This is a genomic window from Pseudomonas sp. IT-P44 (assembly GCF_949768225.1).
Classification (GTDB): Bacteria; Pseudomonadota; Gammaproteobacteria; order Pseudomonadales; family Pseudomonadaceae; genus Aquipseudomonas; species Aquipseudomonas migulae.
This window is the reverse complement of record NZ_CATKQM010000005.1, coordinates 18,080-44,121: the sequence shown is the minus strand read 5'-3', so window position 1 is coordinate 44,121 and position 26,042 is coordinate 18,080. Positions and strand designations below refer to the sequence as shown.

22 protein-coding genes are annotated in these 26,042 nt (G+C 61.1%); 2 read left to right on the top strand and 20 right to left on the bottom strand.

Translation table 11 applies throughout. The features are described from left to right. Nucleotides 1-2: 2 nt before the first annotated feature. The 11 genes from ACM6IO_RS01875 to ACM6IO_RS01825 all read right to left on the bottom strand — a co-directional run bounded on the left by ACM6IO_RS01875 (nt 3) and on the right by ACM6IO_RS01825 (nt 12,046). The gene (locus tag ACM6IO_RS01875) at nt 3-1,229 is read right to left on the bottom strand and encodes an RtcB family protein (RefSeq protein ID WP_414910795.1); all 1,227 of its coding nucleotides are present in this window, start codon (nt 1,227-1,229) and stop codon (nt 3-5) included. A 66-nt stretch (nt 1,230-1,295) separates the two neighbouring features. Further along, a complete protein-coding gene (metC, locus tag ACM6IO_RS01870; protein WP_414910794.1) occupies nt 1,296-4,046 on the bottom strand; it encodes a cystathionine beta-lyase in 2,751 nt (916 codons plus the stop codon). A gap of 22 nt (nt 4,047-4,068) precedes the next feature. Continuing rightward, nucleotides 4,069-4,725, bottom strand: a complete 657-nt coding sequence (locus tag ACM6IO_RS01865; protein WP_414910793.1) for a glutathione binding-like protein — start codon at nt 4,723-4,725, stop codon at nt 4,069-4,071. Then, entirely contained in the window at nt 4,722-5,318 is a 597-nt protein-coding gene (locus ACM6IO_RS01860) for a hypothetical protein (RefSeq protein WP_008032837.1), read from the bottom strand. The genes ACM6IO_RS01865 and ACM6IO_RS01860 overlap by 4 nt, the downstream gene beginning before the upstream one ends. 17 nt (nt 5,319-5,335) lie before the next feature. Then, nucleotides 5,336-6,172 (bottom strand): amino acid ABC transporter ATP-binding protein, encoded by an 837-nt coding sequence (locus tag ACM6IO_RS01855; RefSeq protein ID WP_223452476.1) that lies wholly within the window; start codon nt 6,170-6,172, stop codon nt 5,336-5,338. Continuing rightward, nucleotides 6,159-6,947, bottom strand: coding sequence for an amino acid ABC transporter permease (locus ACM6IO_RS01850; RefSeq protein ID WP_414910792.1), 789 nt, complete (start codon nt 6,945-6,947; stop codon nt 6,159-6,161). The genes ACM6IO_RS01855 and ACM6IO_RS01850 overlap by 14 nt, the downstream gene beginning before the upstream one ends. Beyond that, nucleotides 6,937-7,671 (bottom strand): amino acid ABC transporter permease, encoded by a 735-nt coding sequence (locus ACM6IO_RS01845; RefSeq protein ID WP_192418278.1) that lies wholly within the window; start codon nt 7,669-7,671, stop codon nt 6,937-6,939. The genes ACM6IO_RS01850 and ACM6IO_RS01845 overlap by 11 nt, the downstream gene beginning before the upstream one ends. Further along, nucleotides 7,668-8,879 (bottom strand): aminotransferase class I/II-fold pyridoxal phosphate-dependent enzyme, encoded by a 1,212-nt coding sequence (locus tag ACM6IO_RS01840; protein ID WP_414910791.1) that lies wholly within the window; start codon nt 8,877-8,879, stop codon nt 7,668-7,670. The genes ACM6IO_RS01845 and ACM6IO_RS01840 overlap by 4 nt, the downstream gene beginning before the upstream one ends. Continuing rightward, nucleotides 8,876-10,294 (bottom strand): FAD-binding oxidoreductase, encoded by a 1,419-nt coding sequence (locus tag ACM6IO_RS01835; protein ID WP_414910790.1) that lies wholly within the window; start codon nt 10,292-10,294, stop codon nt 8,876-8,878. Before ACM6IO_RS01835 ends, ACM6IO_RS01840 begins: the two co-directional genes overlap by 4 nt. Further along, on the bottom strand, nt 10,291-11,142 hold the full coding sequence (locus ACM6IO_RS01830; RefSeq protein WP_414910789.1) for a transporter substrate-binding domain-containing protein: 852 nt from the start codon (nt 11,140-11,142) through the stop codon (nt 10,291-10,293). Before ACM6IO_RS01830 ends, ACM6IO_RS01835 begins: the two co-directional genes overlap by 4 nt. Nucleotides 11,143-11,203: 61 nt before the next feature. Then, the gene (locus ACM6IO_RS01825; protein ID WP_414910788.1) at nt 11,204-12,046 is read right to left on the bottom strand and encodes a transporter substrate-binding domain-containing protein; all 843 of its coding nucleotides are present in this window, start codon (nt 12,044-12,046) and stop codon (nt 11,204-11,206) included. 254 nt (nt 12,047-12,300) lie between these two features. Here ACM6IO_RS01825 and ACM6IO_RS01820 point away from each other — a divergent pair, with 254 nt between their 5' ends. Further along, on the top strand, nt 12,301-13,170 hold the full coding sequence (locus tag ACM6IO_RS01820; RefSeq protein ID WP_008032824.1) for a LysR substrate-binding domain-containing protein: 870 nt from the start codon (nt 12,301-12,303) through the stop codon (nt 13,168-13,170). A gap of 8 nt (nt 13,171-13,178) precedes the next feature. Here the strand turns inward: ACM6IO_RS01820 and ACM6IO_RS01815 are convergent, their stop codons facing one another. Both ACM6IO_RS01815 and ACM6IO_RS01810 read right to left on the bottom strand, forming a co-directional pair. Further along, nucleotides 13,179-13,394, bottom strand: a complete 216-nt coding sequence (locus tag ACM6IO_RS01815; protein ID WP_008032823.1) for a TOBE domain-containing protein — start codon at nt 13,392-13,394, stop codon at nt 13,179-13,181. A 541-nt stretch (nt 13,395-13,935) separates the two neighbouring features. Further along, nucleotides 13,936-14,130 carry a hypothetical protein gene (locus ACM6IO_RS01810; protein ID WP_414910787.1) on the bottom strand — a complete coding sequence of 65 codons (195 nt, stop codon included), beginning with the start codon at nt 14,128-14,130 and terminating at the stop codon, nt 13,936-13,938. Nucleotides 14,131-14,363: 233 nt separating this feature from the next. Between ACM6IO_RS01810 and ACM6IO_RS01805 the strand changes: the two genes are divergently transcribed. After that, the gene (locus tag ACM6IO_RS01805; RefSeq protein WP_223452514.1) at nt 14,364-14,573 is read left to right on the top strand and encodes a hypothetical protein; all 210 of its coding nucleotides are present in this window, start codon (nt 14,364-14,366) and stop codon (nt 14,571-14,573) included. Nucleotides 14,574-14,730: 157 nt separating this feature from the next. Here the strand turns inward: ACM6IO_RS01805 and ACM6IO_RS01800 are convergent, their stop codons facing one another. From ACM6IO_RS01800 to ACM6IO_RS01770, 7 genes are all read right to left on the bottom strand, one after another. Next, nucleotides 14,731-16,374 carry a fatty acid--CoA ligase gene (locus tag ACM6IO_RS01800; protein WP_414910786.1) on the bottom strand — a complete coding sequence of 548 codons (1,644 nt, stop codon included), beginning with the start codon at nt 16,372-16,374 and terminating at the stop codon, nt 14,731-14,733. Nucleotides 16,375-16,406: 32 nt separating this feature from the next. Next, nucleotides 16,407-18,185, bottom strand: a complete 1,779-nt coding sequence (locus tag ACM6IO_RS01795) for an acyl-CoA dehydrogenase C-terminal domain-containing protein (protein WP_008040959.1) — start codon at nt 18,183-18,185, stop codon at nt 16,407-16,409. A 7-nt stretch (nt 18,186-18,192) separates the two neighbouring features. Beyond that, on the bottom strand, nt 18,193-20,712 hold the full coding sequence (locus ACM6IO_RS01790) for an efflux RND transporter permease subunit (RefSeq protein WP_008032814.1): 2,520 nt from the start codon (nt 20,710-20,712) through the stop codon (nt 18,193-18,195). 16 nt (nt 20,713-20,728) lie between these two features. Beyond that, a complete protein-coding gene (locus ACM6IO_RS01785; protein WP_414910785.1) occupies nt 20,729-21,805 on the bottom strand; it encodes a WD40/YVTN/BNR-like repeat-containing protein in 1,077 nt (358 codons plus the stop codon). 97 nt (nt 21,806-21,902) lie between these two features. Further along, nucleotides 21,903-23,261 (bottom strand): DUF1329 domain-containing protein, encoded by a 1,359-nt coding sequence (locus tag ACM6IO_RS01780; RefSeq protein ID WP_192226497.1) that lies wholly within the window; start codon nt 23,259-23,261, stop codon nt 21,903-21,905. A 41-nt stretch (nt 23,262-23,302) separates the two neighbouring features. Then, on the bottom strand, nt 23,303-25,306 hold the full coding sequence (locus ACM6IO_RS01775) for a DUF1302 domain-containing protein (RefSeq protein ID WP_192226495.1): 2,004 nt from the start codon (nt 25,304-25,306) through the stop codon (nt 23,303-23,305). 128 nt (nt 25,307-25,434) lie between these two features. Beyond that, a complete protein-coding gene (locus ACM6IO_RS01770) occupies nt 25,435-26,001 on the bottom strand; it encodes an RBBP9/YdeN family alpha/beta hydrolase (protein WP_414910784.1) in 567 nt (188 codons plus the stop codon). Nucleotides 26,002-26,042: the final 41 nt, after the last annotated feature.

Below are 26,042 nucleotides of genomic sequence, written 5' to 3'. Positions count from 1 at the left end.
GCCTAACCCTTCACGCACACCACCTGACGCAAGGTATGCAGCACTTCCACCAGCTCGCGTTGGGCGTGCATCACGCGGTCGATGTCTTTGTAGGCCATCGGTATTTCATCGATCACCGCCGCATCCTTGCGGCACTCGACGTGGGCGGTGGCGCGGATCTGATCTTCGACGGTGAACAGGCTTTTCGCTTTGGTACGGCTCATGGTGCGGCCAGCGCCGTGGCTACAGGAGCAGAACGATTGCTCGTTGCCGAGCCCGCGAACGATGAAGCTTTTCGCGCCCATCGATCCCGGAATGATCCCCAGCTCCCCCTTCTGCGCCGACACCGCGCCTTTGCGGGTGACCAGGATATCCTGACCAAAATGCCGCTCTTTCTGCACGTAGTTGTGGTGGCAGTTCACCGCCTCCAGGGCGACGTCGAACGGCTTGCCGATCACTTTCCGTGCCGCCTGAATCACCGATTGCATCATCAACGCACGGTTCTGCCTGGCGAAATCCTGGGCCCAACCGACGGCTTCAACGTAATCATCAAAATGCCGACTGCCTTCTTCGAAGTAAGCCAGGTCACGGTCCGGCAAATTGGCGATATGCTGGCGCATGTCGGCCTGGGCCAGTTGAATGAACAAGCAGCCAATGGCGTTGCCAACCCCGCGTGAGCCGCTGTGCAGCATGAACCAGACCCGATTGGCCTCATCCAGGCACACCTCAATGAAATGGTTGCCGCTGCCCAACGTGCCCAAGTGCCCTCGATTGTTGGTGCTGGCGAGTTTCGGGTATTTGTCGGTGATCGCCTTGAACCGTGGGTTCAAGGCAGCCCAGGCATGATCGGCCTGTTTCGGAACGCTGTCCCAGGCACCTTTGTCCCGCACACCTCGACCAACGGTGCGCCCATGGGGCACCGCTTTTTCGATCGCACAACGCAAGCCATGCAAGTTGTCCGGCAAATCAGCGGCGGTCAGCGACGTACGCGCGGCGATCATCCCGCAGCCAATATCCACCCCGACGGCGGCCGGGATGATCGCGCCCACGGTAGGAATCACACTGCCGATGGTCGAGCCCTTGCCCAGGTGCACGTCGGGCATCACCGCCAAGTGCTTGAAGATGAACGGCATCTTCGCGGTGTTGATCAATTGCTGCCTGGCTTCGTTTTCTACCGGAACGCCTTCGGTCCAGAGCTTGATCGGTTTGCCGTTGGCGACTTCCAGCAGTTGATAGGTACGGTCTTGCATGATTCGGTTCTTTCCGGTGGCCGATGATCCGGCGCTGTGCTGAACACTCAGCCGTGCGTTGAGTCTTCATGATATCGCAGCGAAACCACGTTGCAGATCCTCAATCAACGCCTCGACATCCTCCAGCCCGATGTGCAAGCGCAGCACCGGATTCAATGAACGGTCCGCCGCACTCTGACGATCCTGGGTGTCGGCCACGGTGATCAGACTTTCGAAACCGCCCCAGGACGCGCCCAATCCGAACAACTGCAACGCATCGATGAAGCGCTCGACATAAGCGGCGTCCGCCTCGTTCAGTTCAAAGGACAACAAGCCGTTGCTTCCCTTGAAGTCCCGTTGCCACAAGGTGTGGCCAGGGTGGTCGGGCAAGGCCGGATGGAACACCCGTTTCACCTGCGGTTGCGCTTGCAGCCAATGGGCGATTTCCAGCGCCTGGCGCTCATGCACCTCCAGTCTCGGTGCCAGGGTTCGTGCGCCGCGCAATACCAGATAAGCGTCATCCGGGCTGACGGTGACGCCAAAGGTGTCGCTCATGGAGGCCAGCGGTTGCCAGGCATCTTCGCGGACGCAGACGCTGCCCATGACCACATCGCTGTGGCCGCACAGGTATTTGGTCAGCGCCATGATCGAGATGTCCGCGCCGAGGGTCAGCGGTCGGTACAGGTAACCCGAGCCCCAGGTGTTGTCGACGGCCAGCAGAATGCCTCGCGGTTTGCACAGGGCGGCGATGGCCGGCAAGTCGCAGAGTTCGTACAGCAGCGAACCCGGGACTTCGGTGTAGACCATTTTGGTGTTGGCTTGCAGTTGCGCCTGCAAGTCGCTGCCGTCGGGGACGAAGTAGCTGACCTGGATGCCGAACGGTTCAAGAAATTCCCGGGCCAGACGCCGCACCGGTGCGTACACCGCATCGGTGATCAGCACATGATCGCCGGGGCGCAGGTACGCCAGAAACGTCTGCGCGACCGCCGCTAGCCCGGTGCCGAACAGACGGGTGCGATAACCGCCTTCCAGTTCGGTGACCAGGTCTTCGAGGGCGAACGCGGTTGGATTGCCGCGCGCGCCGTAACTCAACACCCGCTCGGTGTCACGGCGGGCACGGGCGTCACGCATTTGCGCGAGATTGTCGAACAGTACCGTGCTCAGACGGGTGACCGGCACGTTGACCGAACGACCGCCACTGCCCTGCTCAGTGCGTGCCGAATGGACCAGGCGCGTGCGTACCCGCGCGTCCTCGGTAGCTTGAGGTTGCAGCGGTTTGAGACTGGCGATCTCGTCGTCGCTCATTTGCGCCAGCAAGCCGATTTCCCAGGCCAGGTACTGCCGCGCCGCGTCCTTGTTGCCGGAGTGCCGATCATGGGTGAAGAACAGGAAATCGATGCACTGTTCATTGGCCGGTGTGTCCGGACTTTCCTGCACGGTGAAACCGGCCGCACGCCAGGCAGCGAGTCCGCCGTCCAGCAGTCGCAGTTGTGCGCGCTGGGTTTCCGGCAATTCCTGCGCCGCGAATGCGGCCAGCAATGGATCATCGGCCACCAAGACCAATGGCCGGTGCTCACCGGCTACGTGCGTCGCGAGCAGCGAACGAATCGACCAGCGAGAGCCGGCAATATGGCCCTTGCGAAAGGTCATGCTCGGGCGCAAATCGATCAGCGCGACGGCGTCGTCCTTCAACGCGTCGGACAGTGCCTGCACCGAGATCGATGGCAACGCCTCATGGGCGGTAACTTCAGTCTTGGGCAACGCCAGACCGCTGCTCACGCCACCTTCAAGCACATACGCCTCATGTCCCAACTGCCGCAGCCAACTGGCGACAATCGGCGCGCGAACGCCATCACTGTCAATCAGCACCAACCGCGCCTGACGCACGCCGACATACAGGTCGGTGGATTGAATCAACTGCCCGCCCGGCGTGTGTTGTGCACCGGTCAGACTGCCAGCGGCAAACTCCTCGGCAGTGCGCACGTCGCACAGAAACAGACTGCGCCCCGCCTCTTCGGACCACTGCTCGACCTGTGCTGCCGTAACCGTTTTCACCCCGGCCCGTTCCGCCAGCCCGGCAGCGGCCAGGCGTTGCGCAGCCAATGGCGCAACGGATACCGCATCGGCATAACGACGGCTGCTGCCGTGTTCCAGCTGAAAATCTTCGAGGTACCAGCCCTGAGTACCGTTCTCCAACGCGTAGACCGGATTCTTCAAGCCCAGGTTGATCAGCGTTTGCGCGCCGATAATGCTGCGGGTCCGGCCGGCGCAATTGACCACGATTGGCGTGGTGTCATCCGGCACCAGATCATGGATGCGATAACCCAGCTCACCGTTCGGGCAGCACACGGAACCGGGAATGGTCATCTTGCGGTATTCATCGAACGGCCGGCCGTCCAGTACCACCAGCGGCTCGCCACGGGCTTGCCATTCGGCCAGTTGCTGCGCGGTGACATGCGGCGTGTGGCTGGCCTCCTCCACCAATTCGCCGAACGCCTTGGACGGCACATGCACGCCGGCAAACAGCTGATAACCGGCAGCCTGCCAGCCATCGGCACCACCCTCGAGAACGTGCACGCGCTCATACCCCAACGCCTGAAGACGCTGGGCAGAACGCGTAGCGACATCGCCGCCACTCTGGTCATAGATCACCAGCCGCACCTGAAGGTTCGGCGCCAGCCGCCGAGCCTCCAGTTCCAGTCGGCTGTAGGGCAGATTGACCCCGAAAAACAGATGGGCCTCGCCATACTGGCCGTGTTCGCGCACATCAAACAGGGCAATTTCCTGCCCGTCGAACAGCCACTGCTGCAATTGCCCTGGGGTTACGGTCTGGCTCATGGAAGTCCCGCTTGAAAAGTAATTATTGAAGCGCCAGAGAGCGCTCATTGGCCGCCACGTCGCAGCCCTTCGCATACGCACGTTGAATCGCCGGCCGTGCCTTGAGCCGTTCGCGCCAGGCGTGGATGTGCGGGAAGTCCGCCAGGTCCTGGCCCTGACGTTGCGGCTGGATCCACGGGAAAATCGCCATGTCGGCAATGGAGTACTCGCCCGCCACATACGGCACGTCAGCCAGACGCGTTTCCAGCACCCGATACAGCCGCGTCGCTTCGGCATTGAGCAGGTCGAGAGCGAACGGAATCGGTTGCGGCGCCTTCTCCTTGAACACCTGCAACTGACTCAGGTACGGCGTGATATGCCCCACCTGCCAGAACAGCCATTCCTGGACTTTCTGCCGCTCGACGCTGCCGGCAGCGGGCAGAAAACGCCCGGCCTTGTCGGCCAGGTAATTGAGAATGGCGCCGGATTCGAACAGGTTCAGCGGCTCGCTCAAACCCTCGGGTGCATGGTCGACAATCGCCGGGATCCGCCCATTGGCGCTGATCCGCTGGAACGCCGCCTGCCTCTGCTCGCCCTCGCGGATGTTGATCGGCACCACTCGGTAATCCAGTCCGAGTTCTTCAAGCAGGATGCCGAGCTTCAAGCCGTTGCCGGTCGGCCAGTAGTACAAATCGATCATGCGTAGGCCTTGATCGACGGCGCCATTTGCGAGGCGTTGTAATTGAGAATGCGCCCGTCCGCTTCGACGCCATAACGGCCGTTGAGCGACTCCAGCGGCAAGCCGTAGAGATGGAAATGCAAGGTCGCACTCTCGCCTTCAACGCGAATGCCGTGCAGGTCTTCACCGAGAAACGAAATCGACGTGCCGGGTTGCACGATCACTTCCTTTTGCAGGTGCAGGGTGGTGAAACCTGGCTCGCGGCCTTCGTCATCACGACCATAGACGTAGTTGATCTCCTGGCCTTCGACGGCGCTGATGATCGCCCAGGTTTCATGGTTGTGCGGGAGCGTGCTTTTGCCCGGCAACAACGAGTTCAGGTACAGCGTCGGCGTGTCGCCGTCGTCATTCAGACGATAGCGAAACGCGGTGCTGCCCTGCCCCGGCACTGGCGCGGGAAAAGCGTCGAAATTGAACAGATCCCGGCGCTCGGCCAAGGCTTCCAGCAGGGAGACGATCTCCACCAGCGCGGCGCGGTCGACGCCGCGTTGGTTAATGACGCGGATTTTCTTCAAGAAATCCTCGATGACGGCGGCACGGTTTTCGGTACTCATGGACAGGCTCCTCGGTATTAGACGGACAGGCTGTAGCGACCTAGGTTGGTCAGCAGATACGGATCGTTGGCAACGGCGGGACGGCGCCCCGGATCACCCAAGGCATGGCGCAGGAATTCCTGGGTGCGCTCGCTGCTCGGGTGCTGGAAAATCTGTGCGGCGCTGCCGTGCTCGACGATCACGCCGTTTTCGGTGAAGTAGACGATGTCGCTGATCTCTTCGGCGAAGCGCATCTCGTGGGTGACCAGCACGCAGGTCATGCCCTCTTCGGTCAGCTCGCGAATCACCGTCAGCACTTCGCCGACGGTTTCCGGGTCAAGGGCCGAGGTCACTTCATCGAACAGGATCAATTCCGGGCGCATCGCCAGCGCCCGGGCAATCGCCACACGTTGTTGCTGGCCACCGGACAGTTGCCCTGGATAGGCATCGGCCTTGTGCTCCATGCGCACTTTCGCCAGCAAGGCACGCGCTTCTTTTTCGGCCTCGATGCGGCTGCGCCCCAACACCTTGCGCGGCGCAATCACCAGGTTCTCCAGCACCGACAAATGCGGGAACAGGTTGTACTGCTGAAAGACAAACCCCACGCGCTTGCGCAACTCGATGCGCTGGGCTTCCTGCGCCAGCGTGTGCACCTCGGTGGTGCCGACGCGGATGGTCCCGCGTTGCGGCTGCAACAACCCGGTGATGCAGCGCAGGATGGTCGATTTGCCGGAACCGGACGGGCCGATGATCGACACCGCCTGCCCACGATGAACGTCGAGGTCGATGCCTTTGAGCACCGGATTATTGGCGAACGACAGATGCAGATCGCGCAGGCTGACCAGAGGCTCGGCGACGGTTTCAGTAGAAGGCATAACGTCGCTCCAGGCGTTGGGTGAGACGGGATATCGGGTAGCAATAAGCGAAGAACAGCACCAGCAGGCTCAGGTAAATCACCACGGTGAAGCCGGTCATATTCACGGTGTTGCTGGCGATCTGCGCGGTGTCGATCACGTCATGCACACCCACCAGCGAGGCCAGCGCCGTGCCCATGGTGATCACCGCATACAGGTTCATCCACGGCGGCAACATGCGTTTGAAGCACTGCGGCAGGATGATCGAGCGAAAAATCTGCCCACGTGTGAACGCCAGCGAACGGGCCGCTTCCCACTGCGTGCTCGGAATCGAAGCAATGGCGCCACGGAAGATTTCCGCGACGTTGGCACTTGCCGGCAAGGCCAGGCCAATGGTCACCTTGACCCAGTCAGGGAACGAGACGTAGGCGCTGCCGATCTTGATCTCAAACGGGAACACATAGGTGGTGAAATAGATCAGCGCCAGCCACGGCGCGTTGCGGAAAATCTGCACCCAGATCCGTGCCGGGAAACGCAGCAGACGCAGCGGCGACAACGCCAGTGCGCCCACCAGCAACCCCAGCACCGACCCCAGCGCGATGGCGACCAGACTGATCAGAATGTTTTGCCCGAAGCCCACGGCCAGGGCTGGCGACCATTGCAGCAGCGCCTTCAGCACCGGGCTTTGCGGGGCCAACCACAGCAACCCGAGCACAACGCAGATCAGCAGCAACAATTTGCCGACGTGCCGCCGTGGCCAGGTCACCGGCGCGGTGACGGACGATTCAATGGCCATAGCCGGGCATCCTCAGGCGCGCTTCGAGGTAGCGCCCCACACAATTGACGATAAAACTCAGCAGACCGAAAAAGCTCAGAATCAGGATCATCAGTTCCAGCACGTTATCGCTCTGGGTCCAGATCATGATCGACGCGTAGGTGATATCGCCCACGGCAATCGCCGAGGCGACGGCGGTCATCTTCACCAGGTCGATCAGGTTGTTGATCAGCGATGGCAAGGCGAAGCGCAAGGCCAGCGGCAGTTGCACGTTCCACAACAACTGCCGAGCGTTGAACGCCAGGGAACTGGCCGCTTCCAGCGTCACGCTCGGCACCGCCTCGATGCCGGCGCGCAAGGCCTCGGCATGGAATGCGCCCTTGTGCAGCGAGATCACGATCACCACCCAGGCGAACGGCGTCAGCGGGTTCGCCGCGCCGACGGCCTGGGTCAGCAACATGTTCAGCACCAGGAAGGCGCAATACAGCTGCACCAGCGTCGGCGTGTTGCGGGTGACTTCGACGAACACCCGCGCCGGTTTCGCCAGCCACGGCTTGCCCGACGTCAGCATCGCCGCCAATCCCACGCCGGCGAGCAAACTGCCGACGATGGTGAACAGGCACAACAACACCGTGGTCAGCGCGCCCTGCACCAGGGTGCCGCGTTGATAGGCGTCCAGCAGAAAGCTGTAGTTCAGGCCGAACCCGGCGCTCCAGTGGACGAAAAGCTCCAGCCAGTGACTCATGCCGTACCCCGCAGTTGCGCGCAGGCCCGGGCAATGCGGCGTCCGGCTTCAGCCACGCTGTCGGTCGCGGTGGCGATGGACAGGCGGAACCACGGCGACAGGCCATAGGCACTGCCCGCTACGCCAGCCACCCCTTCCTCCAGCAAATAGGCGACGACGTCGGCGTCGCTGTTCAGGCGCACGCCGTCAGGACGATAACGCCCCAGCAAACCGGCGCAGCGCACAAACACGAAGAAACCGCCCTGAGGCTCAAGCACTTCGAGACCGTCTACGTCGCGCAACGTGCTCACCAACACATCCCTTCTCAGTTGATAAGCCGCAACGTGCTCGGGCAGGAAATCCAGCCCTCCGTCAAAGGCCGCCAATGCAGCCGCTTGCCCCACCGAGGAAGCCCCGGAAGTCGATTGCGACTGCACGACCGCCATTGCGCTGGTCAGCAGCTGTGGCCCGGCACCGAAACCGATGCGCCAACCCGTCATCGCGTAGGTCTTGGACACACCGCCGACCAACAGGCAGCGCGCTTGCAGATCCGGCGCGACATTGAGCAGGCTCTGCGGCGGCTGACCGTCGAAACGAATGTGCTCATAGAGTTCATCCAGCAGGATCAACACCTGCGGATGACGGCGCAGCACCTCGGCGAGCGCTTGCAACTCGGCTGCGCTGTAAACCGCGCCGCTGGGATTGCCGGGGCCGTTGAGGATCAACCAGCGCGTGCACTCGCCGATGTGTTGCTCCAGTTGCGCGGCTGTCAGCTTGCAGCCCTGCTCCAGCCCGCACTCGATAAACACCGGCTCGCCACCGTTGAAACGCACGCTGTCCGGAAACGACGGCCAGTACGGCGTGGGCACCAGCACTTCATCGCCCTCGTCGAGGGTCGCGGCAAAGGCGTTGAAGATGATTTGCTTGGCACCGTTGGCAATCACGATGGAGGGCAGCGAATACTCCAGAGCGTTTTCGCGCTGGAGCTTGCGTTGCACGGCAAGTCGCAAAGCCTTCACGCCCGGCGTCGGCGTGTACTTGGTGGCACCGGCGGCGATGGCGGCATATGCCGCCTGCTTGATGTGTTCAGGCGTGTCGAAATCCGGCTCGCCGGTGGTCAGGTCGAGAATGTCGCGACCGGCTTCGCGCAATTCGGTAGCGCGGGATTTGGCGGCGGCGTTGGCCGACAAGGACACACGCTGCACACGCCTGGAAAGTCTTAGTGTCATGGCTGGGCAACCTCCACGACCTTGCCCGGATTGAGCAGGTTTTTCGGGTCCAGCGCTTGCTTGATGCGCCGCATCAGATCCAGCTCCACCGGGCTTTTGTAGCGATCCAGCAGGCCCAGCTTGCGTTGACCGATGCCGTGTTCGGCGCTGATCGAGCCGCCGTGGGTATGGGCGCTGTCGTGAACCAGCAGGCTGAGCGCCGCGTAGTTCGCCATGTGGGCGTCCACCGTCGAATCCAGCGGATGAGCAACGTTGTAATGCAGGTTGCCGTCGCCCAGATGGCCGAAGGTGAAATGCCGGACACCGGGAAAGTGCACCTGCAACAGCGCATCGGTGTGGCTGACGAACGCCACGACCTGGGAAATCGGCACCGAGATGTCGTGCTTCATGTTGCGGCCGGCACGTTTCTGCGCCTCGCTCATGTTTTCGCGCAACAGCCACAGCGCTTCGCTTTGTGCGAGGCTTTCGGCGATCAGCGCATTGGCCAGCAAATCCTTTTCGAACGCATCGCCCAGCACCGCTTCAAAGGCGTCGCGGGCGTGAGTTTCGCTGTGGTTATCCGAGAGTTCCAGCAACGCGAACCAGGGTTGGCTGACACCGATAAAAGGTTGCGGCCCCTCGGGAAATTGCTCGCGCAGCAGCGCCAGGCAATCGGCACTGAGCAGTTCAAAAGCGGTGAGGCTGGCGCCAAACCCGGCGCGGGCATGGGACAGGAATTGCACCGCCTGCGCCAGCGAGTCGAAGGCCAGCAACGCCGTGGCTTGTGCCTTGGGCAGCGGGAACAGTTTCAGCGTGGCGGCGGTGATAATGCCGAGGGTGCCTTCGCTGCCGATGTACAGGTCGCGCAGGTCATAACCGGTGTTGTCCTTGCGCAGACCGCGCAGGCCATTCCAGATTTCACCCTCGGCGGTCACCACTTCCAGCCCCAGCGTCAGCTCGCGGGTATTGCCGTAGCGCAACACGGCGGTGCCGCCGGCGTTGGTGCCGAGATTGCCGCCAATCGTGCAACTGCCTTCGGCGCCCAGACTCAGAGGAAACAAGCGACCGGCCTCACGGGCGACGTCCTGCACGTTTTGCAGAATGCAGCCGGCTTCGACGGTCAGCGTGTCGTTGTCGGTGTCCACGACGCGCACCCGGTTCAGGCGATCCAGCAACAGCAACACCGCACGGCCGCTGGCGTCCGGGGTGGCGCCGCCCATCAGGCCAGTGTTGCCGCCCTGCACCACCACGGGTGTATCGGCGGCCACGCAGGCGCGGACCACTGCCGCGACCTCTTCGGTATTGGCCGGGTGCACGGCGGCAATGACCTGGCCGACGTAACGGCCCTGTTTATCGGTCAGGTACGGCGCGGCCTCTTCGTTGCTCTGCACATGGCTGGCGCCGAGCAGTTGCTGCAAGTCTGCGAACAGACTCACGGAAGCACCGCCAGCGGCGCGGCGTTGCGATATTTTTCGTGCAAGTCACGCAGGGCCTGAGACGGCGCCATGCCGGTGCGTTCGCCCAGTTCGATCAGCCAGCCACTGCGGTGCCAGTCGCGCACGATGGCATCGAGTTTCGCCTGGGTATCGTGCTCGCCTTTGCGCAACCAGATCACCGAGTTGGAGGGGATCAAATCACCCGGCAGCGGGATTTCATAACCGGCCCACTCGGCATCGCTCAACAACGCATGCATGGTCGGGCTGACATGCACCGCCGCCACGCAGCCATTGCCGCGCAGCGACAACAGCGACTCGGACTGGCTGCGAAACGCCTTGATCTCGGCGCCGTAGGTTTCCTGCAACGGCTTGATGAAGTTGCTGCCCTGAGACACGCACACCGGCTTGCCCTTGAGGCCAGCCCATTGGGTAATGCCCGAGCCTTTGCGAATCAACGCCGCGCCGCCCACCTCTTCATAAGGCGTGGGCACGTAATCGAGGATCTCGGCGCGCTCGTCGGTGAACTGCATGTTGGCGATCAGGATGTCGACCTTGCCCTGCTGCAAAAACTGCACGCGATTCGGCGCCAGGACCGAGACAGTGTTGGCTTCAACACCCAAGGCCTTGGCAACGCCTTTGGCCAGTTCGACGTTGTAGCCCAGGTGTTCGCCAGTCTTCGGGTCGATGGTGCCGAACGGCGGCCCGCTGAGAATCACCCCGACACTGATAGCGTGGCGCTGCTCGATCTTGTCCAGCGTGGCATCGGCTTGAGCCAGGCTCGCGCCCAACACGACAGCGCCGGCCAGGCACAGCGAGGACAGGGTTTTTACGGAAAAATAGCGATTCATGCGCGACTACCTTGAACAGCCGTCGCGCAATGCGCCGGCGTAGTGAAGACGATGAGTTGAATCAGGCGCCGTTGGCCTGAAACTTCTTTTGCAACTCGACCAGCGCCGGTGACGCGGGCGTAATGTGGTTGCGGGTCTGCGCCTCGATCAGCCAGCCGCTGCGGTGCAGTTCCTTGACGATCGGGTCGAGCCTGGCCTGGGTGTCGCTTTCACCGCGACGGGTCCAGATCACCGAAGGCGCCGGGTTCAGTTCCGGGGAGATCGCCCGGTAGTCTTTCCATTCGGCACTGTCGGCGATCAATGGATTGACCAGCGTGGCGTCGTGCACGGCGGCGACGCAGTTATTGCCGCGCAACGCCAGCAAGGATTCCGACGAGCTCTTGAAGGCTTTGATCTCGACGCCCAACTCGGTGAGCGGCTTGACGTAGCTGCTGCCTTGCGAGGTGCAGACCGGCTGCCCCTTGAGGTCTTCCCAACGGGTGATCTTGCTGTCCTTGAGCACCGCAGCGGTGCCCCCGACCCGGTAAAACGGCGTCGGCACAAAACCGAGAATCTCGCCGCGTTCCGCCGTCCACTCCATGTTGGCGATCAGCAAGTCGACTTTTCCCTGCTGCAGAAACTGCACGCGGTTGGCCGGCAAAACGGGCACCAGTTCCACTTCAGCGCCCAACTGGCGACCCAGTTCCTGAGCGAGTTCGACGTTCAAGCCGCGCGGCTTCTGGGTGGCCGGATCAATCCCGCCAAACGGGCCGCCCGACAACAGCACGCCGACCGCCAGCGCATGACGCTGCTCGATCTTGTCCAGCGTCGCGTCAGCCTGGGCAGCCGTGCTGGCGGCCAGTGAGACCAGGGCGCCCAACATCACAGGCAATATTCGTTTTACAGGTGTGCGCTCGAACAACATGGTTTTTCCCCCTCATGGATGATCGGCGTCCCCCGACCTGATGTGGGGGATCCTAGGTACAGCGTTGGTGTAACGGAAATTCAAATATCTAATATCGTTATAACTTGGCGTTTAGCGCTGAAAGACAGAACGGCCACAACCCCTGTATTTGCTAATCAAAACCCCATTCACACTGAATAACCCAGAAAAAACACATAAGGATTATTAATGTTTATGTTTAAACTCGTGATGTAAAAACAGCCCTGGAAACGCCCATGTCGACCCTGCCCACGCTAGATCTCGAATTGCTACGCACTTTCATCGCGGTGGTGGATCACCACAGTTTTGCCGAGGCCGGCGCGCAACTGGACCGCACGCAATCGTCGGTCACCCAACACATGCAACGCCTGGAACAACAGGTCGGGGTGAATCTGTTCGAGAAACGCGGACGGCAAAAACAACTGACGGAAGCCGGGCTGCAGTTGCTGCGCCACGCAAGGCAGATGCTCTCGCTCAACGACGAAGCCTTGAGTTCCCTGCGTGAAAGCAGCTTGAGCGGCGTGTTGCGCATCGGCTCGCCCCATGACATTGCCGACACGATCCTGCCGCCGATCCTCAGCCACATCGCTCGCTCGGCGCCGCGCTTGCGTCTGGAAATCGACGTCGGTCGCAGCCCGTTTCTGATGGAGGACCTGCACCGGGGCAAGGTCGACATGGTGATTTCCACTCGCGAAGACCCGAACCTCGAAGGCTTTGCCTTGCGCACCTCGCCGGTGTGGTGGATTTGCTCGGCGCAATACCTGCACAACCCCGGCGAACCCTTGCCGCTGATTCTCGTGGATGAGCCAAGCATCTATCGGCGCTATGCGCTGGAAGCGCTGGAACGCGCGAACATTCCCTGGCGCCAGGCGTACCTGGCGTCGAACCTGATCGGCATTAAAGCGGCGACGCGCGCGGGGCTGGGGGTCACCCCCCGAAGCATGGAAATGCTCGGCCCGGACATGCGTGTGCTGGGTGAAAATGATGGATTGCCGCGACTGCCGGACGTCACTTACTACCTGTGGATCCGGCCTAACACCGCCAACCTGATCGCGCGCAAGGCCTATGACCTGATCCGCGCGAGCCAGGGCCTGTCGTTTTCTTGAACGTCGATTCAGAGCTTGGCAATCGATACCTCGGTGGATTTGACGAAGGCGATGACTTCGCTGCCCACCCTCAATTCGAGGTCGCGCACCGAGCGAGTGGTGATCACCGAGGTGACGATCCCGGATGCGGTTTGCACATCGATTTCCGAGACCACTTCGCCTTCGACGATTTCCTTGATGACGCCCTTGAACTGGTTGCGAACGTTGATCGCTTTGATGGTCATGATGCGGCTTCCTGTGTGATGTCGAACGCATCCGAACGGATGTGCAGGCGCCCAAAGTGCACCTCCAGGAACGACATTAAAAGGAATATATAATTATCTATTTATATCTTTTAGAAATATAAGACCTCGCCCGCATTTGCAGCGCACGCCAACCCTGTAGGAGCCAGCTTGCTGGCGATGGCGATCTCACGGACGCCATCGCCGGCAAGACGGCTCCTACAAAACCGCGGGAGGATTCGGGACTGAGGTTCACGCCAAACCTGTAGGAGCCCGGCTTGCTGGCGATGGCGGTCTTGCGGGCGCTATCGCCAGCAAGCCGGCTCCTACGGATCGGGGGTGTGTTCGGGATTGGGGGTTCTCGCCACACCTGTAGGAGCCAGCTTGCCGGCGATGGCGATTTCACGGACGCCTTCGCCGGCAAGCCTGGCTCCTACGGATCGCGGGGGTGTTCGGGACTGGGTTTACGTCGGGTTGAGACAGGCATGAAAAAGCCCAACCTGAAGAGGTTGGGCCGAGGTATTGAACAGGCATGTGTTTCCGTTCACTGGCGCGTATCCATCATTTTGTCGGCGAGCGCCTTGGCTCTTTCAATCAACAGATTCTGCCTGTCGTCATGAGTGGCCCCTCCTACAACCGGCGCCGTCAGATTGCTTTCCGCAATCAGCGCAGCGCAAAAATATTGATCCCAGACAGCTTTGTCCGCGGATGTCTGTGCGGTCATTCGGTCGGCAATCATATCCGGCTCCTCCAGATGAAGTAGCACTGCCAGTTTACGCCCGATTCAAGCACATCCAAATGTCACCATTCGTCGCTAATGTAGACGCGACAAAGAATTGCCACAGCCTCTGGCGCAGGGATTGCAATCGCCGGTCGTAATCGCCCGGAAACGACGTAATTCTGACGCGACAACCATCAAATCAATATTTTGGACGCCAGCCATGCGCTGGGTCTTTTACCCGGAGATGTAACGTGTCAACTCTCAACGAAATCGCAGCGAACCACGCGAAAATGGCGAAAAAACTGGCGGGAGAGTCGACCGAAATGTGTGAGCGACAGCCGCTGGTAGTGGGTGGGTTTGAGGTCACTTCCGTTGTTGATGAGCAACCCCATGTGCCAATGCACCTCATCGTTGCCGGGCAGGACAGCCACCTCGTCCAGGCTGCTGGCTACTTGCCCTGAGTTATTTCGACAGACCCGACGACATCGCCGCGACGTTTACGCAGACCTGAAACGAAAAAAGGGATCAAGCATCTGGATGCATGATCCCCTTTGACGGATATGAAACAGCGGACCTCGCGATCAGCGGTCAGGGTTGACGTAGCATCCGCCGCGCCTTTCAGCTCGATTCGCTTTCCCGGATGAGCTTTTTGTTAATCTTCCCGACGCTGGTTTTAGGGATCTCGGCGACGAACCTGAACCGCTTGGGGATCGCCCATTTATTGATCCGGCCACGCTCGACAAACCCTTGCAGGTGCACCTCCAGCATCTTGCGGTCGAGATATTGCCCAGGCTCGCACACCACCAGCGCCATTGGCCGTTCGCCCCATTGCTCGTCCGCAATGCCCACGACCGCGACCGACATGACGGCCGAGTGTTCGCTGATCAGGCTTTCCAGTTCCAGGGAGCTGATCCACTCCCCGCCCGTCTTGATGACATCCTTGATTCGATCTTTGATTTCCACCCCTCCCAAAGGGTCAATGGAGGCCATGTCGCCGGTGTGCAGCCAGCCGTTGTGCCAAAGCTCTGCACCCTTTTCGGGCTCCTTCAAATAGCCTTGGGTCAGCCAAGGCGCGCGCACCACGATCTCGCCCAGGGACTCTCCGTCATGGGCAACGTCATTGCCATTGGCATCGATGATTTTCAGGTCGACCATCGGCACAGTTGTGCCAGTCTTGATGCGGGTCGCCAGTTGGACTTGCGTGGATTGTGCGAGGTCTTCGTCGCGCAGGTAAGTCAGGCACAGCAACGGGCAGGTTTCCGACATGCCGTAACCGCTGTGTACCTGAATACCTTTGGCACTCGCCTCACTGGCGATGCCCAAGGTCAGCGCGCTGCCGCCCAGGAGCATTTTCCAGCCATCAAAACGAGTCCGTTGCGCTTCCTCGCAGTTCAGGATCATTTGCAGAATGGTCGGCACACAGTGGGAGAACGTGACCTTCTCCTCTCGATACAGCCTGACCAGGCTGTTGGGCTCATAGCGGCCGGGGTACACCTGCTTGATGCCCATCAGGGTGGCGACATAGGGCACACCCCAGGCATGCACGTGAAACATCGGTGTGATCGGCATGTAGACATCATCGGAGCGCAGCAGCGGCAACCCCTGGTAGACGCCCAAAGTGCCCACGGCATTCAAGGTGTGCAAGACCAATTGGCGGTGAGTGAAATACACGCCTTTAGGGTCGCCAGTAGTGCCCGTGGTGTAGAAAAGGGTCGCCACCGAGTTTTCATCGAAATCGGGAAAGTCGTACTGGTCTGCGGCCCCGGCCAACAGGTTTTCATATTCCCCCAGCACCGGCAGCGACGTGGGAGTGGCTGTGTCGTCCGTAAGCTGCAAGTAACCTTTGACGGTGTTGAGCTGCCCCTGAATCTGTTCAACCAGAGGCAGGAAATCGTCATGCACGAGCACCAGGTCGTCCTCGGCATGGTTCATGGTGAAGAGCACCTGATCCGGCGAAAGACGGATGTTCACGGTATGCAGCACCGCGCCGATCATCGGCACGGCAAAGAAACATTCCAGGTAGCGATGGCTATCCCAGTCAAGCAGGGCCACCGTGTCCCCGGCCTTGACGCCGGCAGCGGTCAAGGCGTTGGCCAGCTTGCGTATCCGCTGGTTGAGCGTCTGGTAGCTGTAGCGCAGCTTGTCGGCATACACGATTTCCCGGCCCGGCTCGTAGCGCACGCCGGACAACAACAATTGCTTGATCAGCAAGGGATAGGCGTAGGCGCCGTCGGCGGGCGGAATTATTTTTGTCGCCATCATGGTTGTGGTTCCCGGTCCTTTTTTACGTGAGCTCAGAACTGCTCTGCATCCAATTTATAGAGGCATTCGCTGCCAGCCTTGGCCGACGCGCTCAACGAGTGGATACGTGGCAGCAGACGGGCGAAGTAGAAGCGTGCAGTGGCCAGTTTGCTGACATAGAACGCGTCCTTGGAATGCGTGCTCATGGCGGCTTTGGCCATTCGCGCCCACATGTAGGCGTACGCGGTGTAGCCGAACACGTGCAGGTATTCGACCGAAGCCGCGCCGATTTCATTCGGGTTATTCTGGGCTCGGTCCAGCAGCCATGCGGTCAGTTCGTCGAGGGTGTCGACGGCGGCGTTCAACGGTCTGGTGAACTCGCCGAGGTCAGCGCAGGCATTGGCGGTAAAGTTGCGGATCTCCGAAGCGAACAGCCGGTAGAGCGCTCCGCCGCTGCCGACGATTTTGCGCCCGGCCAGGTCCAGTGACTGGATACCGTTGGTGCCTTCGTAGATCTGGGTGATGCGCACATCGCGTACCAATTGCTCCTGGCCCCATTCGCGGATATAGCCATGGCCGCCGAAGATCTGCTGGCCATGCACGGTGGTTTCCAGCCCCATGTCGGTGAGGAACGCCTTGGCCACAGGGGTCAGAAGCGACACCAGTTCCTGGGCGCGGCTGCTGATTGACTCGTCTTCGCTGTACTTGGCGGTATCCAGCTGCAAGGCCACGTAGCTGGAAAACGCCCGCCCGCCTTCGTTCAAGGCCTTCATGGTCAACAGCATCCGTCGTACATCCGGGTGAACGATGATCGGATCGGCGGCTTTGTCCTTGTTCTGCGCGCCCCTCGGCGAACGGCTTTGCAGGCGGTCACGGGCGTATTCGACGGCGTTCTGGTAAGAGCGTTCGCCTTGCGCAAGGCCCTGAATACCCACGCCCAGACGTTCGTAATTCATCATGGTGAACATCGCCGCCAACCCTTTGTTCGGTGCGTCGACGATCCAGCCGGTGGCACCGTCAAAGTTCATCACGCACGTGGCGGAGGCCTTGATGCCCATCTTGTGCTCGATGGAACCACAGGACAGTGAGTTGCGCTCGCCCAGCGAGCCATCGGCATTGACCAGCACCTTGGGCACCAGGAACAGCGAAATGCCTTTCGGTCCCGCCGGTGCATCCGGCAAGCGCGCCAGTACCAGGTGAATGATGTTTTCGGTCAGGTCGTGCTCACCGCCGGTGATGAATATCTTGCTGCCGCTGATCTTGAAACTGCCGTCGGCCTGAGGTTCGGCACGGGTGCGAATCAGGCCCAGGTCTGTGCCGGCATGCGCTTCGGTCAGGCACATCGAGCCGGTCCAGGTGCCGTCGTACAGGTTCGGCAAGTAGGTGGCTTTCAGTGCTTCGCTGGCGTGAGCATTGATCGACAGGCACGCGCCGGCCGTCAGCATCGGGTACAGGCCGAAGGACAGGCTGGCCGAATTGACCATCTCTTCGACCTGGGCCGAAATGGCCTTGGGCATGCCCATGCCACCGAACCGTGGATCGCCACCTACGCCCACCCAGCCACCTTCGGCAAAAGCCTTGTAGGCGGCGGCAAAACCATCCGGTGCCGTCACCGAGCCATTGCTCCAGGTGCAGCCTTGTTCATCGCTGCTGCGGTTCAGCGGTGCAATCACTTCGGCGCTGATCTTGCCGGCTTCTTCGAGGATCGCGGCGGCCGTTTCTTCATCGATCACCTCGGCCAGGCCAGGCAATTTGGCCCACAACCGGGACACCTGGAAAACCTCGTTGAGTACGAAGTGCATGTCACGCAAAGGAGCTTTGTAATCAGACATCGTTGGCTTACTCGGAAGTGGTCAGGGCATGAGGCACGCCCGGACGTTGAGAGATTTCGGTGTTGTCGGCTTGCGCAACAGGGCCGGGCGCCAGCGCCCGTTCGCGCAACAGGAAATAAGACAGGGCAGGAATCAGCACCAGCGCACCCAGCATGTTCCACAGGAACATGAAGGTCAGCAGGATGCCCATGTCGGCCTGGAACTTGATCGGCGACCAGACCCAACACACCACGCCAGCCGCCAGGGTGATGCCCACCAGCCCGACCACCCGGCCGGTGAAGGACACCGCGTTGCGGTAGGCCTGGGACAGCGGCAAACCCTGGCGCTGGAAGTGCAGTTGCACGCTGAGCAAGTACAAGGCGTAGTCAACACCGATGCCCACGCCGAGGGCGATCACCGGCAAGGTCGCAACCTTTACGCCGATCCCCATGGCGACCATCAGCGCTTCGCAAAGGATCGAGGTCAGTACCAGCGGCAACAGCGCCACCAGCGTGGCGCGCCAGCTGCGGAAGGTGATCAGGCAAAACAGCGTCACCGCCGCGTAGACGTAAAGCAACATGGTGCGATTGGCTTCGCGCACAACGATGTTGGTCGCCGCTTCGATGCCAGCGCTGCCGGCCGCCAACAGGAACTGACGATCTTCGGTGCTGTTTTCCTTGGCGAACTTGTCGGCAATCGCCACCACCGCGTCCAGCGTTTCAGCCTTGTGATCCTTGAGGAACGTGATCACCGGCATCAGCGAGCAGTTGTTGTTGAACAGCTCAGGCGAGTTGACCGAAGCCTGCTGCGCGGCGTAGTTGAGCACGTCCTGGTTACGCTGGATGCTGTTGAGCTTGGGGTTGCCTTCATAGGTGCCGGCAGTGATCTGCCGCACGGCGTTGACCAGCGAGGTCGTCGCCTGCACGCCTGGATACTGTTGCAGCTCCCAGGCCAAACGATCGGCAAGGACCAACGTCTTGTAGTTCAGGCAGCCTTCCGGCGCAGTCTTGATCATCACCGCAAACAGGTCGCTGGACAGCGCGTAATGCTGGGTGATGTAGGCGTTGTCGCGGTTGTAGCGCGAGTCGGCACGCAGCTCCGGCGCACCGCTTTCGAGATCGCCGATCTTCAGGTTGAGGCTGACCATGAAGCCGCCGATGCCCATCAGCACGGCGACCAATACTGCACCGGTCGCCCACTTGGCGGTGGTGAAGCGGTCGAGCAGGTCCCAGAGTTTGCCAAAGCCCTTGTGGTGTTCGGCGCGGGTGTCGATTTTCAACGCGCGTTCGGCAGCCTTGGCGCCAACACCGACATAGGACAGCGCCACCGGCATCAGCAACAGCGAGGTGAAGATCAGCACGGCGACGCCGATGCTGGCGGTGATCGCCAGGTCCTGGATCACCGGAATGTCGATCAGCATCAGCACCGCGAAACCCACGGCGTCGGCCAGCAACGCGGTGACGCCGGCGATGAACAAACGGCGGAAGGTATAGCGCGCGGCGATCAGTTTGTGAGTGCCTCGGGCGATGTCCTGCATGATGCCGTTCATCTTCTGGGCGGCGTGGGACACACCAATGGCGAAGATCAAAAACGGCACCAGCACCGAGTACGGGTCGATGGCATAACCGAGCCAGGCGACGATCCCCAGTTGCCAGACCACCGCAATCAGCGAGCAGCCGACCACCAGCAACGTGCTGCGCACACAACGGGTGTAGGCATAGATGATCGCCAGCGAAGTGATGACCGCCAGGCCGAAAAACATCATCACCTGAATCAGGCCATCGATCAGGTCGCCCATCAGTTTGGCGAAGCCGATGACCCGAACCTTGTATTGACCCTTGCCCTCTTCCCCGGATTTGCGCGCCGCGCTGTCGCCGGCGAATTCGATCTTGTCGCGCAACTGCTCTTCGAGCATCTGCGAGAACGCGTGATAGTTGATGGGCTGACCACCGGCGGCGGCTTTGTCCAGCAGCGGCACGATCAGCATGCTCGACTTGAAGTCGCTGGCCACCAGGCTGCCGACCAGACCGGCGCGGGAGATGTTCTGGCGCAGTTGCTCGATTTGTTCAGGCTGACCGGAATAGGTATCGGGCATCACCGGGCCACCCTGGAAACCATCCTCGGTGACTTCGGTCCAGCGCACCGCCGGGCTCCACAGGGATTTCATCCACGCGCGGTCGACGCCTTCGGTGAGGAACAGCTGGTCGTTGACCTGCTTGAGTACGTCGAGGTAAGCGGGGTCGAAAATATCACCCTGGGTGTTCTCGACCACCACGCGCACCGAGTTGCCCAAGCCACGCAGCGACTGGCGGTTTTCCAGGAAATTCTGGATGTACGGTTGGCTCTGCGGAATCATTTTTTCGAAGCTTGGGCGCAGCTCCAGGCGTGTCACGGCCATGAAACCCAGCACCACGGTGGCCAGTGCCATCAGCAGCATGAACAGCGGCCGATAGTTGAACACCCACCGTTCGAGGAGGTTGCCGGAGTGCTGATCGAAATCCCGCAGGTCGCGGATTACCGGCATGGCGTCTTGTTTGATATTGCCCATGTCTGGGTTCTCGCTCTTAGGGTTCGAGGGCTAGCGTCTGGGCGCCACGGCTGCCCGCGACCACCAACGCACCAGCGGCGGACTGGGTAACACCGGCGACCGGGGTCGGCACCGGTTGGCGCAACAGGTGCAATTGCGCGCCCGTGCCCTGGCTGACCAGCATCTGCCCACCCTGGGTGAACAGGCGGTAATCGCCACGGGCATCGATCAGGCCAGCGGTGATGCTGACGTGCAGGCCGGTGTCGAGTGCCGTCCAGTTTTGGCCGCCATCGGTGCTGCGCAGGACGTTGCCGCGCAGGCCATAGACGAGCGCTTCGCCAGGCTTGCCGAGCACGCCGAAAAAGCTGCCTTGATACGGCGTCGGCACGGCGGTGAAGCGCTGGGAGTGGTCATCCCATTTGAGCAACAGGCCTTGTTCGCCGGCGATGTACAAAGCGTCGCCAGTGGAAGCGATGGCGTTGAGGTGGAAACCTTGCGGGTTGTCTGTGCGATCCTGAAATGGCGTCCAGCTCTGTCCACCGTCCTCGGTGCGCAGGATCAGGTTGAACACGCCGACCACATAACCGACTTTGTCGTTGGCAAACCATGTGTCGAGCAGCGGTTTGTCTGCGCCCTGCTCGATCAACCGCTGGCCTTCGGCAACCAGCAACGGCCATTGTTCATTGCCCGGTTCGGCACTGGCCAACGCCGTGTAATGCTTGACCAGCAAGGCGCCGATCTGGCGGCCGTCGAGTTGCTTTTGCCAGGTCGCGCCGGCGTCGCTGCTGTGCAGCACCACACCGTCGTTGCCCACCGCCCAACCTTGGGTGGTGGTCGGAAAATTCACCGCCGTGAGATCGGCACTGACCGGTACCGCTGCCTGCTGCCAGTGCTTGCCGGCATCATCGGAAAACAGAATATGGCCACGCTGACCGACGGCGACCACGCGCTCACCGGCGCGAGCCATGCCGGACAACGGACTGTTGATGGCCAAGGCACTGACTCTGGCGGGCAGGTCCAGCACATCGACGTAATCAGCCGCGAGGGTGACACCCTGCAACAGGCCGAGCACAACGCCAAACGCCACCTGCAAATAATTCTTATACGAACACATACCGCGTCCTCTTCGGAAAACCTGGCGCCCACGCCGTCGGCGCACGGCCCACCGCCTTGTGAGCGGTGGACCTTGTAGGCGCTTTTTTGCGGTTGGCTTAGCGAATGCCGCTGCCGGCCAGGGATTCCGACGACCACTGGGCCTTGGAAAGCGGATCGATGTACTTGATGCCGCCATAAGGCCCGACCACGCCGTTGATGTTGTAGGAACCACCGACCAGGTCGTAAATCATGAAGGGCGTGGAGTCCGGGACCTGCTTGTCGTAGCTCTGGCTGAGGAAGGCGAAGGAGCCACGGTACAACTGACCACGAGCGTCGTATTGATCCGAGGCCAGAGCGGTCCAGCTGTCTTCATCAAGGTAGAAGCGGCGCTTCTGATAAATGTGGCGGGAGCCGGCCTTGAGGTTGCCCTCCACCACCCAGACGCGGTGTTTTTCCCAGCGCACGAAGTCCGGTGCCAGGTGATTGGCGGTGGTCAGCGACTTCGGATCCTGGGCGTAGGTCAGCTTGTAGGTGTTGTAGGGCACAATCATTTCCTGCTTGCCCACCAGCTTCCAGTCGTAACGGTCCAGCGCGCCGTTGAACACGAAAACATCGTCGTAGGTGCCCGCGCCGGCGGTGCCTGGGTTAGGCGTATCGTAAGCCAGGTTCGGTGCCAGTTTGACCCGACGCTGACCCGGCAGGTACTGCCAGGCGCGGCGCGGTTGCTGCAGCGGGTTGGCGGCGTCCTTGAGCATCACCGCTTCACCGGCCCGGCGAGCAGGGCCGGTGTACGACAGCTTCATCTGGTAGTACACGTCGGCGCTGCTGATCGGTTGCGCCAGGTTTTCGTAGATCGGGTAGGAGATGAACGCCTGCCCGGTGGTGGCCAGGCTTGGCACGCCAGCGGAGTCAACGTTCCAGGAGTCGTACTTGGAGTTGATGCTCACGCCTTGATAGCGCAGCAGGAAGTTCCACATCGCTTCGCTGCCCGATTGCGGGATCGGGAATGGCACGCCCGGCAGCACGTTATCGATGGCCAGACCGCCTTCGAGGGACTTGGCGCCGCTGGCATTCTTCACGCCGTTATCAAGGATGGCTTTTGGCAGCGAAACGGTGCGGTGGGTCGGGTATACATCGACACGGTAAGTCGGGAAACGCTTGGCCAGTTCCACTGTGGTGGCACTGAGCATGCCCTTGTACTGATCGACGTTTTTGCCATCGATCACCAGCAACGGTTTTTCACTGGCATACGGATCCGGGCGCATGCTGTCACCGGATTTGAAACTGGCCGGTGGCGTGGTCAGGCCACCGTCGTAGGCAGGGATGGAACCATCAGCGTTCCCGGCCTTTTCGGCGCCCACCAGGGTCAGGCTGCTGCCCAACTTGGCAGCGTCCTGAGTTGAAACAGCGGCCTGTGCCTGAGCGACCAGGACCATGGCCAGCGAAGCGGCCAACACGGTTTTTGCGAATTTCATCTTGTTATTCTCCTGCTTGCATTGAGCAAATCAGTGTTGAATCAAAAAGTGGTTTTCATCGTCAGGTAAACGGCGCCACGGTCCTCAGTCGTTGCACCACCACCGGAAAAGGCCGAGTAGCCACCGGCGTAACAGGCGTAGTTTTCGTTACCGCTGAAGGCGTTCGGCGCAGCGCCGTCACCTCCGGTCGGGCCGGTACTCACACCGCTGACATTGCACTTGTCGGTCTTGCCGAAAGAGTCCACGTACTTCAGGTCGACAAAGTATTTGTTGTACACAACGGCCCCGAGACCGATGGCGTAGTTACCGGTGTCTTTGGCACCGCCACCGGAGACCGGTGAAACGCCATCGAGACCGACGTTGATGGACATCGGCGCGTTGAGGTCGACACCGGGAAACACCTGGTACCAGGTCGGTGTGAAGTTGACCGCGATGCCCCAGTTGTCCCGGGTTGGCTGGTCGATGCCGTGGTAGGTGCCCTTGCCCTTGTAGAGCGCCTCATTTTTGCTATCGAGCTTGAGCAGGTTGCTGTAATACAGCTCGCCAAGCAGGGTTGCCGAATCGAATACAGGCGTTTTGGCAATGGTCATCAGACCGTTGAGCGTCCAGTGCAAGGTGTCGCCGGTGGCGGCCATGCTGTCGCCCTTCTGCGGGGTGTCATAAACCACACCGGTGGCAGCCGTACGCGCCGGCAACAGGCCAAGACCCGCGCCCAGGCCCAGCGGACTGTTAGTGCTGACAACGGCCGGAATACTCGCCAGCGGCATGTTGTGACGAATGTTCAGGTCCGAACCCACGCTCACCCCACCCACATCCTTGGACAGGCTCAGGCCAACGATCTTGATGTTGTCGGCATAGGCCATTTGATAGGTGGCGGTGCTCAGCGAGTTGAGCGTATTGATCACCGCGGGCACTTGCCCTGCCGGCCGGGTGCCGTTCGGGTTGGCCGAACTCAGGCCTCGGGCATCCAGCCAGGCTTGCGGGAGGATTTCCGAGGTTTCGCGGTAGTAAACGCCGAGGGTGCCGTCCAGCCAGGCGGGCGACCACTTGGCCATGAGACCCCAGTCGCCACGTTTGTCCGGCGTCAGGTCATGCCCGCGACGCACGTTGGTCAAGCCGTTGCACGGCGCCAGGCCGCAACCCAGAGGGCTGCCAGGCACGACAGCATTAGTGTTACCCAGCAGGAACGACTGCGCGCCGAAACCGACCAGGTCGGAGCCGCCGTAGTAGGTGCCGGCTTCCGGCAGGCGTGCGGCGTCCCAGTCGAGAAAGTACTGGGCGGCCACGGTCAGTTCGGGATTGATCGTGAAGGACATCGACAGCTGATTGCGCGGAACGAACAGCTCCTTGGCTTCGGTGCCCGGCGACGCGGCCAGCTTGGCCAGGTCCAGGCCGGACTGGCCGTAGCTGATCGAATGCACCGGGTTGAGAATGGTCTCGCCCCAGAACACGTTGTGCTGGCCAGCCTTGAAACTCAGCATCGACTCCTCGCCCACTTCGGTGCTGTAGAACACAAAGGCGTCGAGGATTTCACCGGACGGACCGGTGTAGTAACGCTGGGCATAGTTGCTCAGGTGCGGGCTGCCGTTGCCGACGTTGTCATTGGTGACCCCGGCCAGGCGCGGGTCGTTGGCGACCAGGCCCGAGGTTGAACCGTTGCCGTTGACGAACGGGTTCGAATTGGAACCGGTGTTCTCGTAGGCCTTGTCGTACCAACTGGCGGCGCTGACGCGAAAACCCATGTGGTTCTGGTAGACCACGTCCATCTCGGTCAACAGGTCGACGCGGTTGGTGATGTTGGTCCCGGCCTTGCGGAAGTTGTAGTCACCGTCGTTGTTGTTGGGCGTACCCAACATGCGTTTGTCCGCGCTTTCGGTGCGCACGCCATAGTTGTACTTGATGGTGTTATCCAGGCGAACGGTCCAGTCCGGGTTACCTGTCTCGATCTCTGCCGCATGGGCCATCGGCACCGTTGCCGCGAGAATGGCTGAGGCCAGCAAGGTGTAGCGTGAAGCGGTGAACCCGTGACTCTTATTGTTGTGCATTGCGTTGTCTCCGCCATTTTGTATTTGTTTTAAGCGCAGCCGCCCTCGCGCACCCTCTTGTTCCAGGGGTTTGCGTTTTTCAGGAGTGAGGGCAAATGCCGGATGGCGCGAGCCAACCGGCGCCTGAACTAGCGATCCAGCTCGAGGATAAGGGCTTCGGCTTGCGGCCAGTGCCCGTACCCGGCAGCAGGATTGAGATGACCGACGTCACCCAGATTGAGCAGTTCGCTGCCCCAGCCTTCAGCCAGGTGCGTAACGGCTTCCAGGCTGGCGAGGTGGTCGTTGGTACTGGCGGCCACCAGGCTGCGAAATGGCAGCGGCCCTTTGGGTAGAGGATCCCAACCCTGGCTACGCAGGGTTTCAGGCGATGGGTAGCCTGACGGCCAAGGGGCATCGAGGTCAGGTGGAGCGGCCAGCAGCGCGCCCTTGATCGGCCGGCGGTAGTGCGCGGCCCAGTGCGCGACCATCAGTACGCCTGCGCTGTGGGCGACCAGGATCACCGGCCCGTCGATCTGCTCCAGCGCGTGCTGGATCGCTTGCACGCGCTTGTTGCAATCGAGCTTGTCGGTCTCCTGCGGCGGCACACTACGTACCTTGCTCAGCCTGGCTTCAAGCAACGTCTGCCAATGTTCGGCAACGTGCTCGCGCAGGCCCGGTACGATCAGAACGGTTGCGGCAGTTTGCAGTTTGTCCACTTCAGCACCTACGCTTTCTCGATGACTCGACTGGCTCTGTG

Excerpts from the sequence above, each read along its gene's own strand:
- ACM6IO_RS01875 (WP_414910795.1), bottom strand. The coding sequence starts at position 1,229 with ATGCAAGACCGTACCTATCAACTGCTGGAAGTCGCCAACGGCAAACCG.
- metC (WP_414910794.1), bottom strand. The coding sequence starts at position 4,046 with ATGAGCCAGACCGTAACCCCAGGGCAATTGCAGCAGTGGCTGTTCGAC.
- ACM6IO_RS01865 (WP_414910793.1), bottom strand. The coding sequence starts at position 4,725 with ATGATCGATTTGTACTACTGGCCGACCGGCAACGGCTTGAAGCTCGGC.
- ACM6IO_RS01860 (WP_008032837.1), bottom strand. The coding sequence starts at position 5,318 with ATGAGTACCGAAAACCGTGCCGCCGTCATCGAGGATTTCTTGAAGAAA.
- ACM6IO_RS01855 (WP_223452476.1), bottom strand. The coding sequence starts at position 6,172 with ATGCCTTCTACTGAAACCGTCGCCGAGCCTCTGGTCAGCCTGCGCGAT.
- ACM6IO_RS01850 (WP_414910792.1), bottom strand. The coding sequence starts at position 6,947 with ATGGCCATTGAATCGTCCGTCACCGCGCCGGTGACCTGGCCACGGCGG.
- ACM6IO_RS01845 (WP_192418278.1), bottom strand. The coding sequence starts at position 7,671 with ATGAGTCACTGGCTGGAGCTTTTCGTCCACTGGAGCGCCGGGTTCGGC.
- ACM6IO_RS01840 (WP_414910791.1), bottom strand. The coding sequence starts at position 8,879 with ATGACACTAAGACTTTCCAGGCGTGTGCAGCGTGTGTCCTTGTCGGCC.
- ACM6IO_RS01830 (WP_414910789.1), bottom strand. The coding sequence starts at position 11,142 with ATGAATCGCTATTTTTCCGTAAAAACCCTGTCCTCGCTGTGCCTGGCC.
- ACM6IO_RS01825 (WP_414910788.1), bottom strand. The coding sequence starts at position 12,046 with ATGTTGTTCGAGCGCACACCTGTAAAACGAATATTGCCTGTGATGTTG.
- ACM6IO_RS01820 (WP_008032824.1), top strand. The coding sequence starts at position 12,301 with ATGTCGACCCTGCCCACGCTAGATCTCGAATTGCTACGCACTTTCATC.
- ACM6IO_RS01815 (WP_008032823.1), bottom strand. The coding sequence starts at position 13,394 with ATGACCATCAAAGCGATCAACGTTCGCAACCAGTTCAAGGGCGTCATC.
- ACM6IO_RS01810 (WP_414910787.1), bottom strand. The coding sequence starts at position 14,130 with ATGATTGCCGACCGAATGACCGCACAGACATCCGCGGACAAAGCTGTC.
- ACM6IO_RS01800 (WP_414910786.1), bottom strand. The coding sequence starts at position 16,374 with ATGATGGCGACAAAAATAATTCCGCCCGCCGACGGCGCCTACGCCTAT.
- ACM6IO_RS01795 (WP_008040959.1), bottom strand. The coding sequence starts at position 18,185 with ATGTCTGATTACAAAGCTCCTTTGCGTGACATGCACTTCGTACTCAAC.
- ACM6IO_RS01790 (WP_008032814.1), bottom strand. The coding sequence starts at position 20,712 with ATGGGCAATATCAAACAAGACGCCATGCCGGTAATCCGCGACCTGCGG.
- ACM6IO_RS01785 (WP_414910785.1), bottom strand. The coding sequence starts at position 21,805 with ATGTGTTCGTATAAGAATTATTTGCAGGTGGCGTTTGGCGTTGTGCTC.
- ACM6IO_RS01780 (WP_192226497.1), bottom strand. The coding sequence starts at position 23,261 with ATGAAATTCGCAAAAACCGTGTTGGCCGCTTCGCTGGCCATGGTCCTG.
- ACM6IO_RS01775 (WP_192226495.1), bottom strand. The coding sequence starts at position 25,306 with ATGCACAACAATAAGAGTCACGGGTTCACCGCTTCACGCTACACCTTG.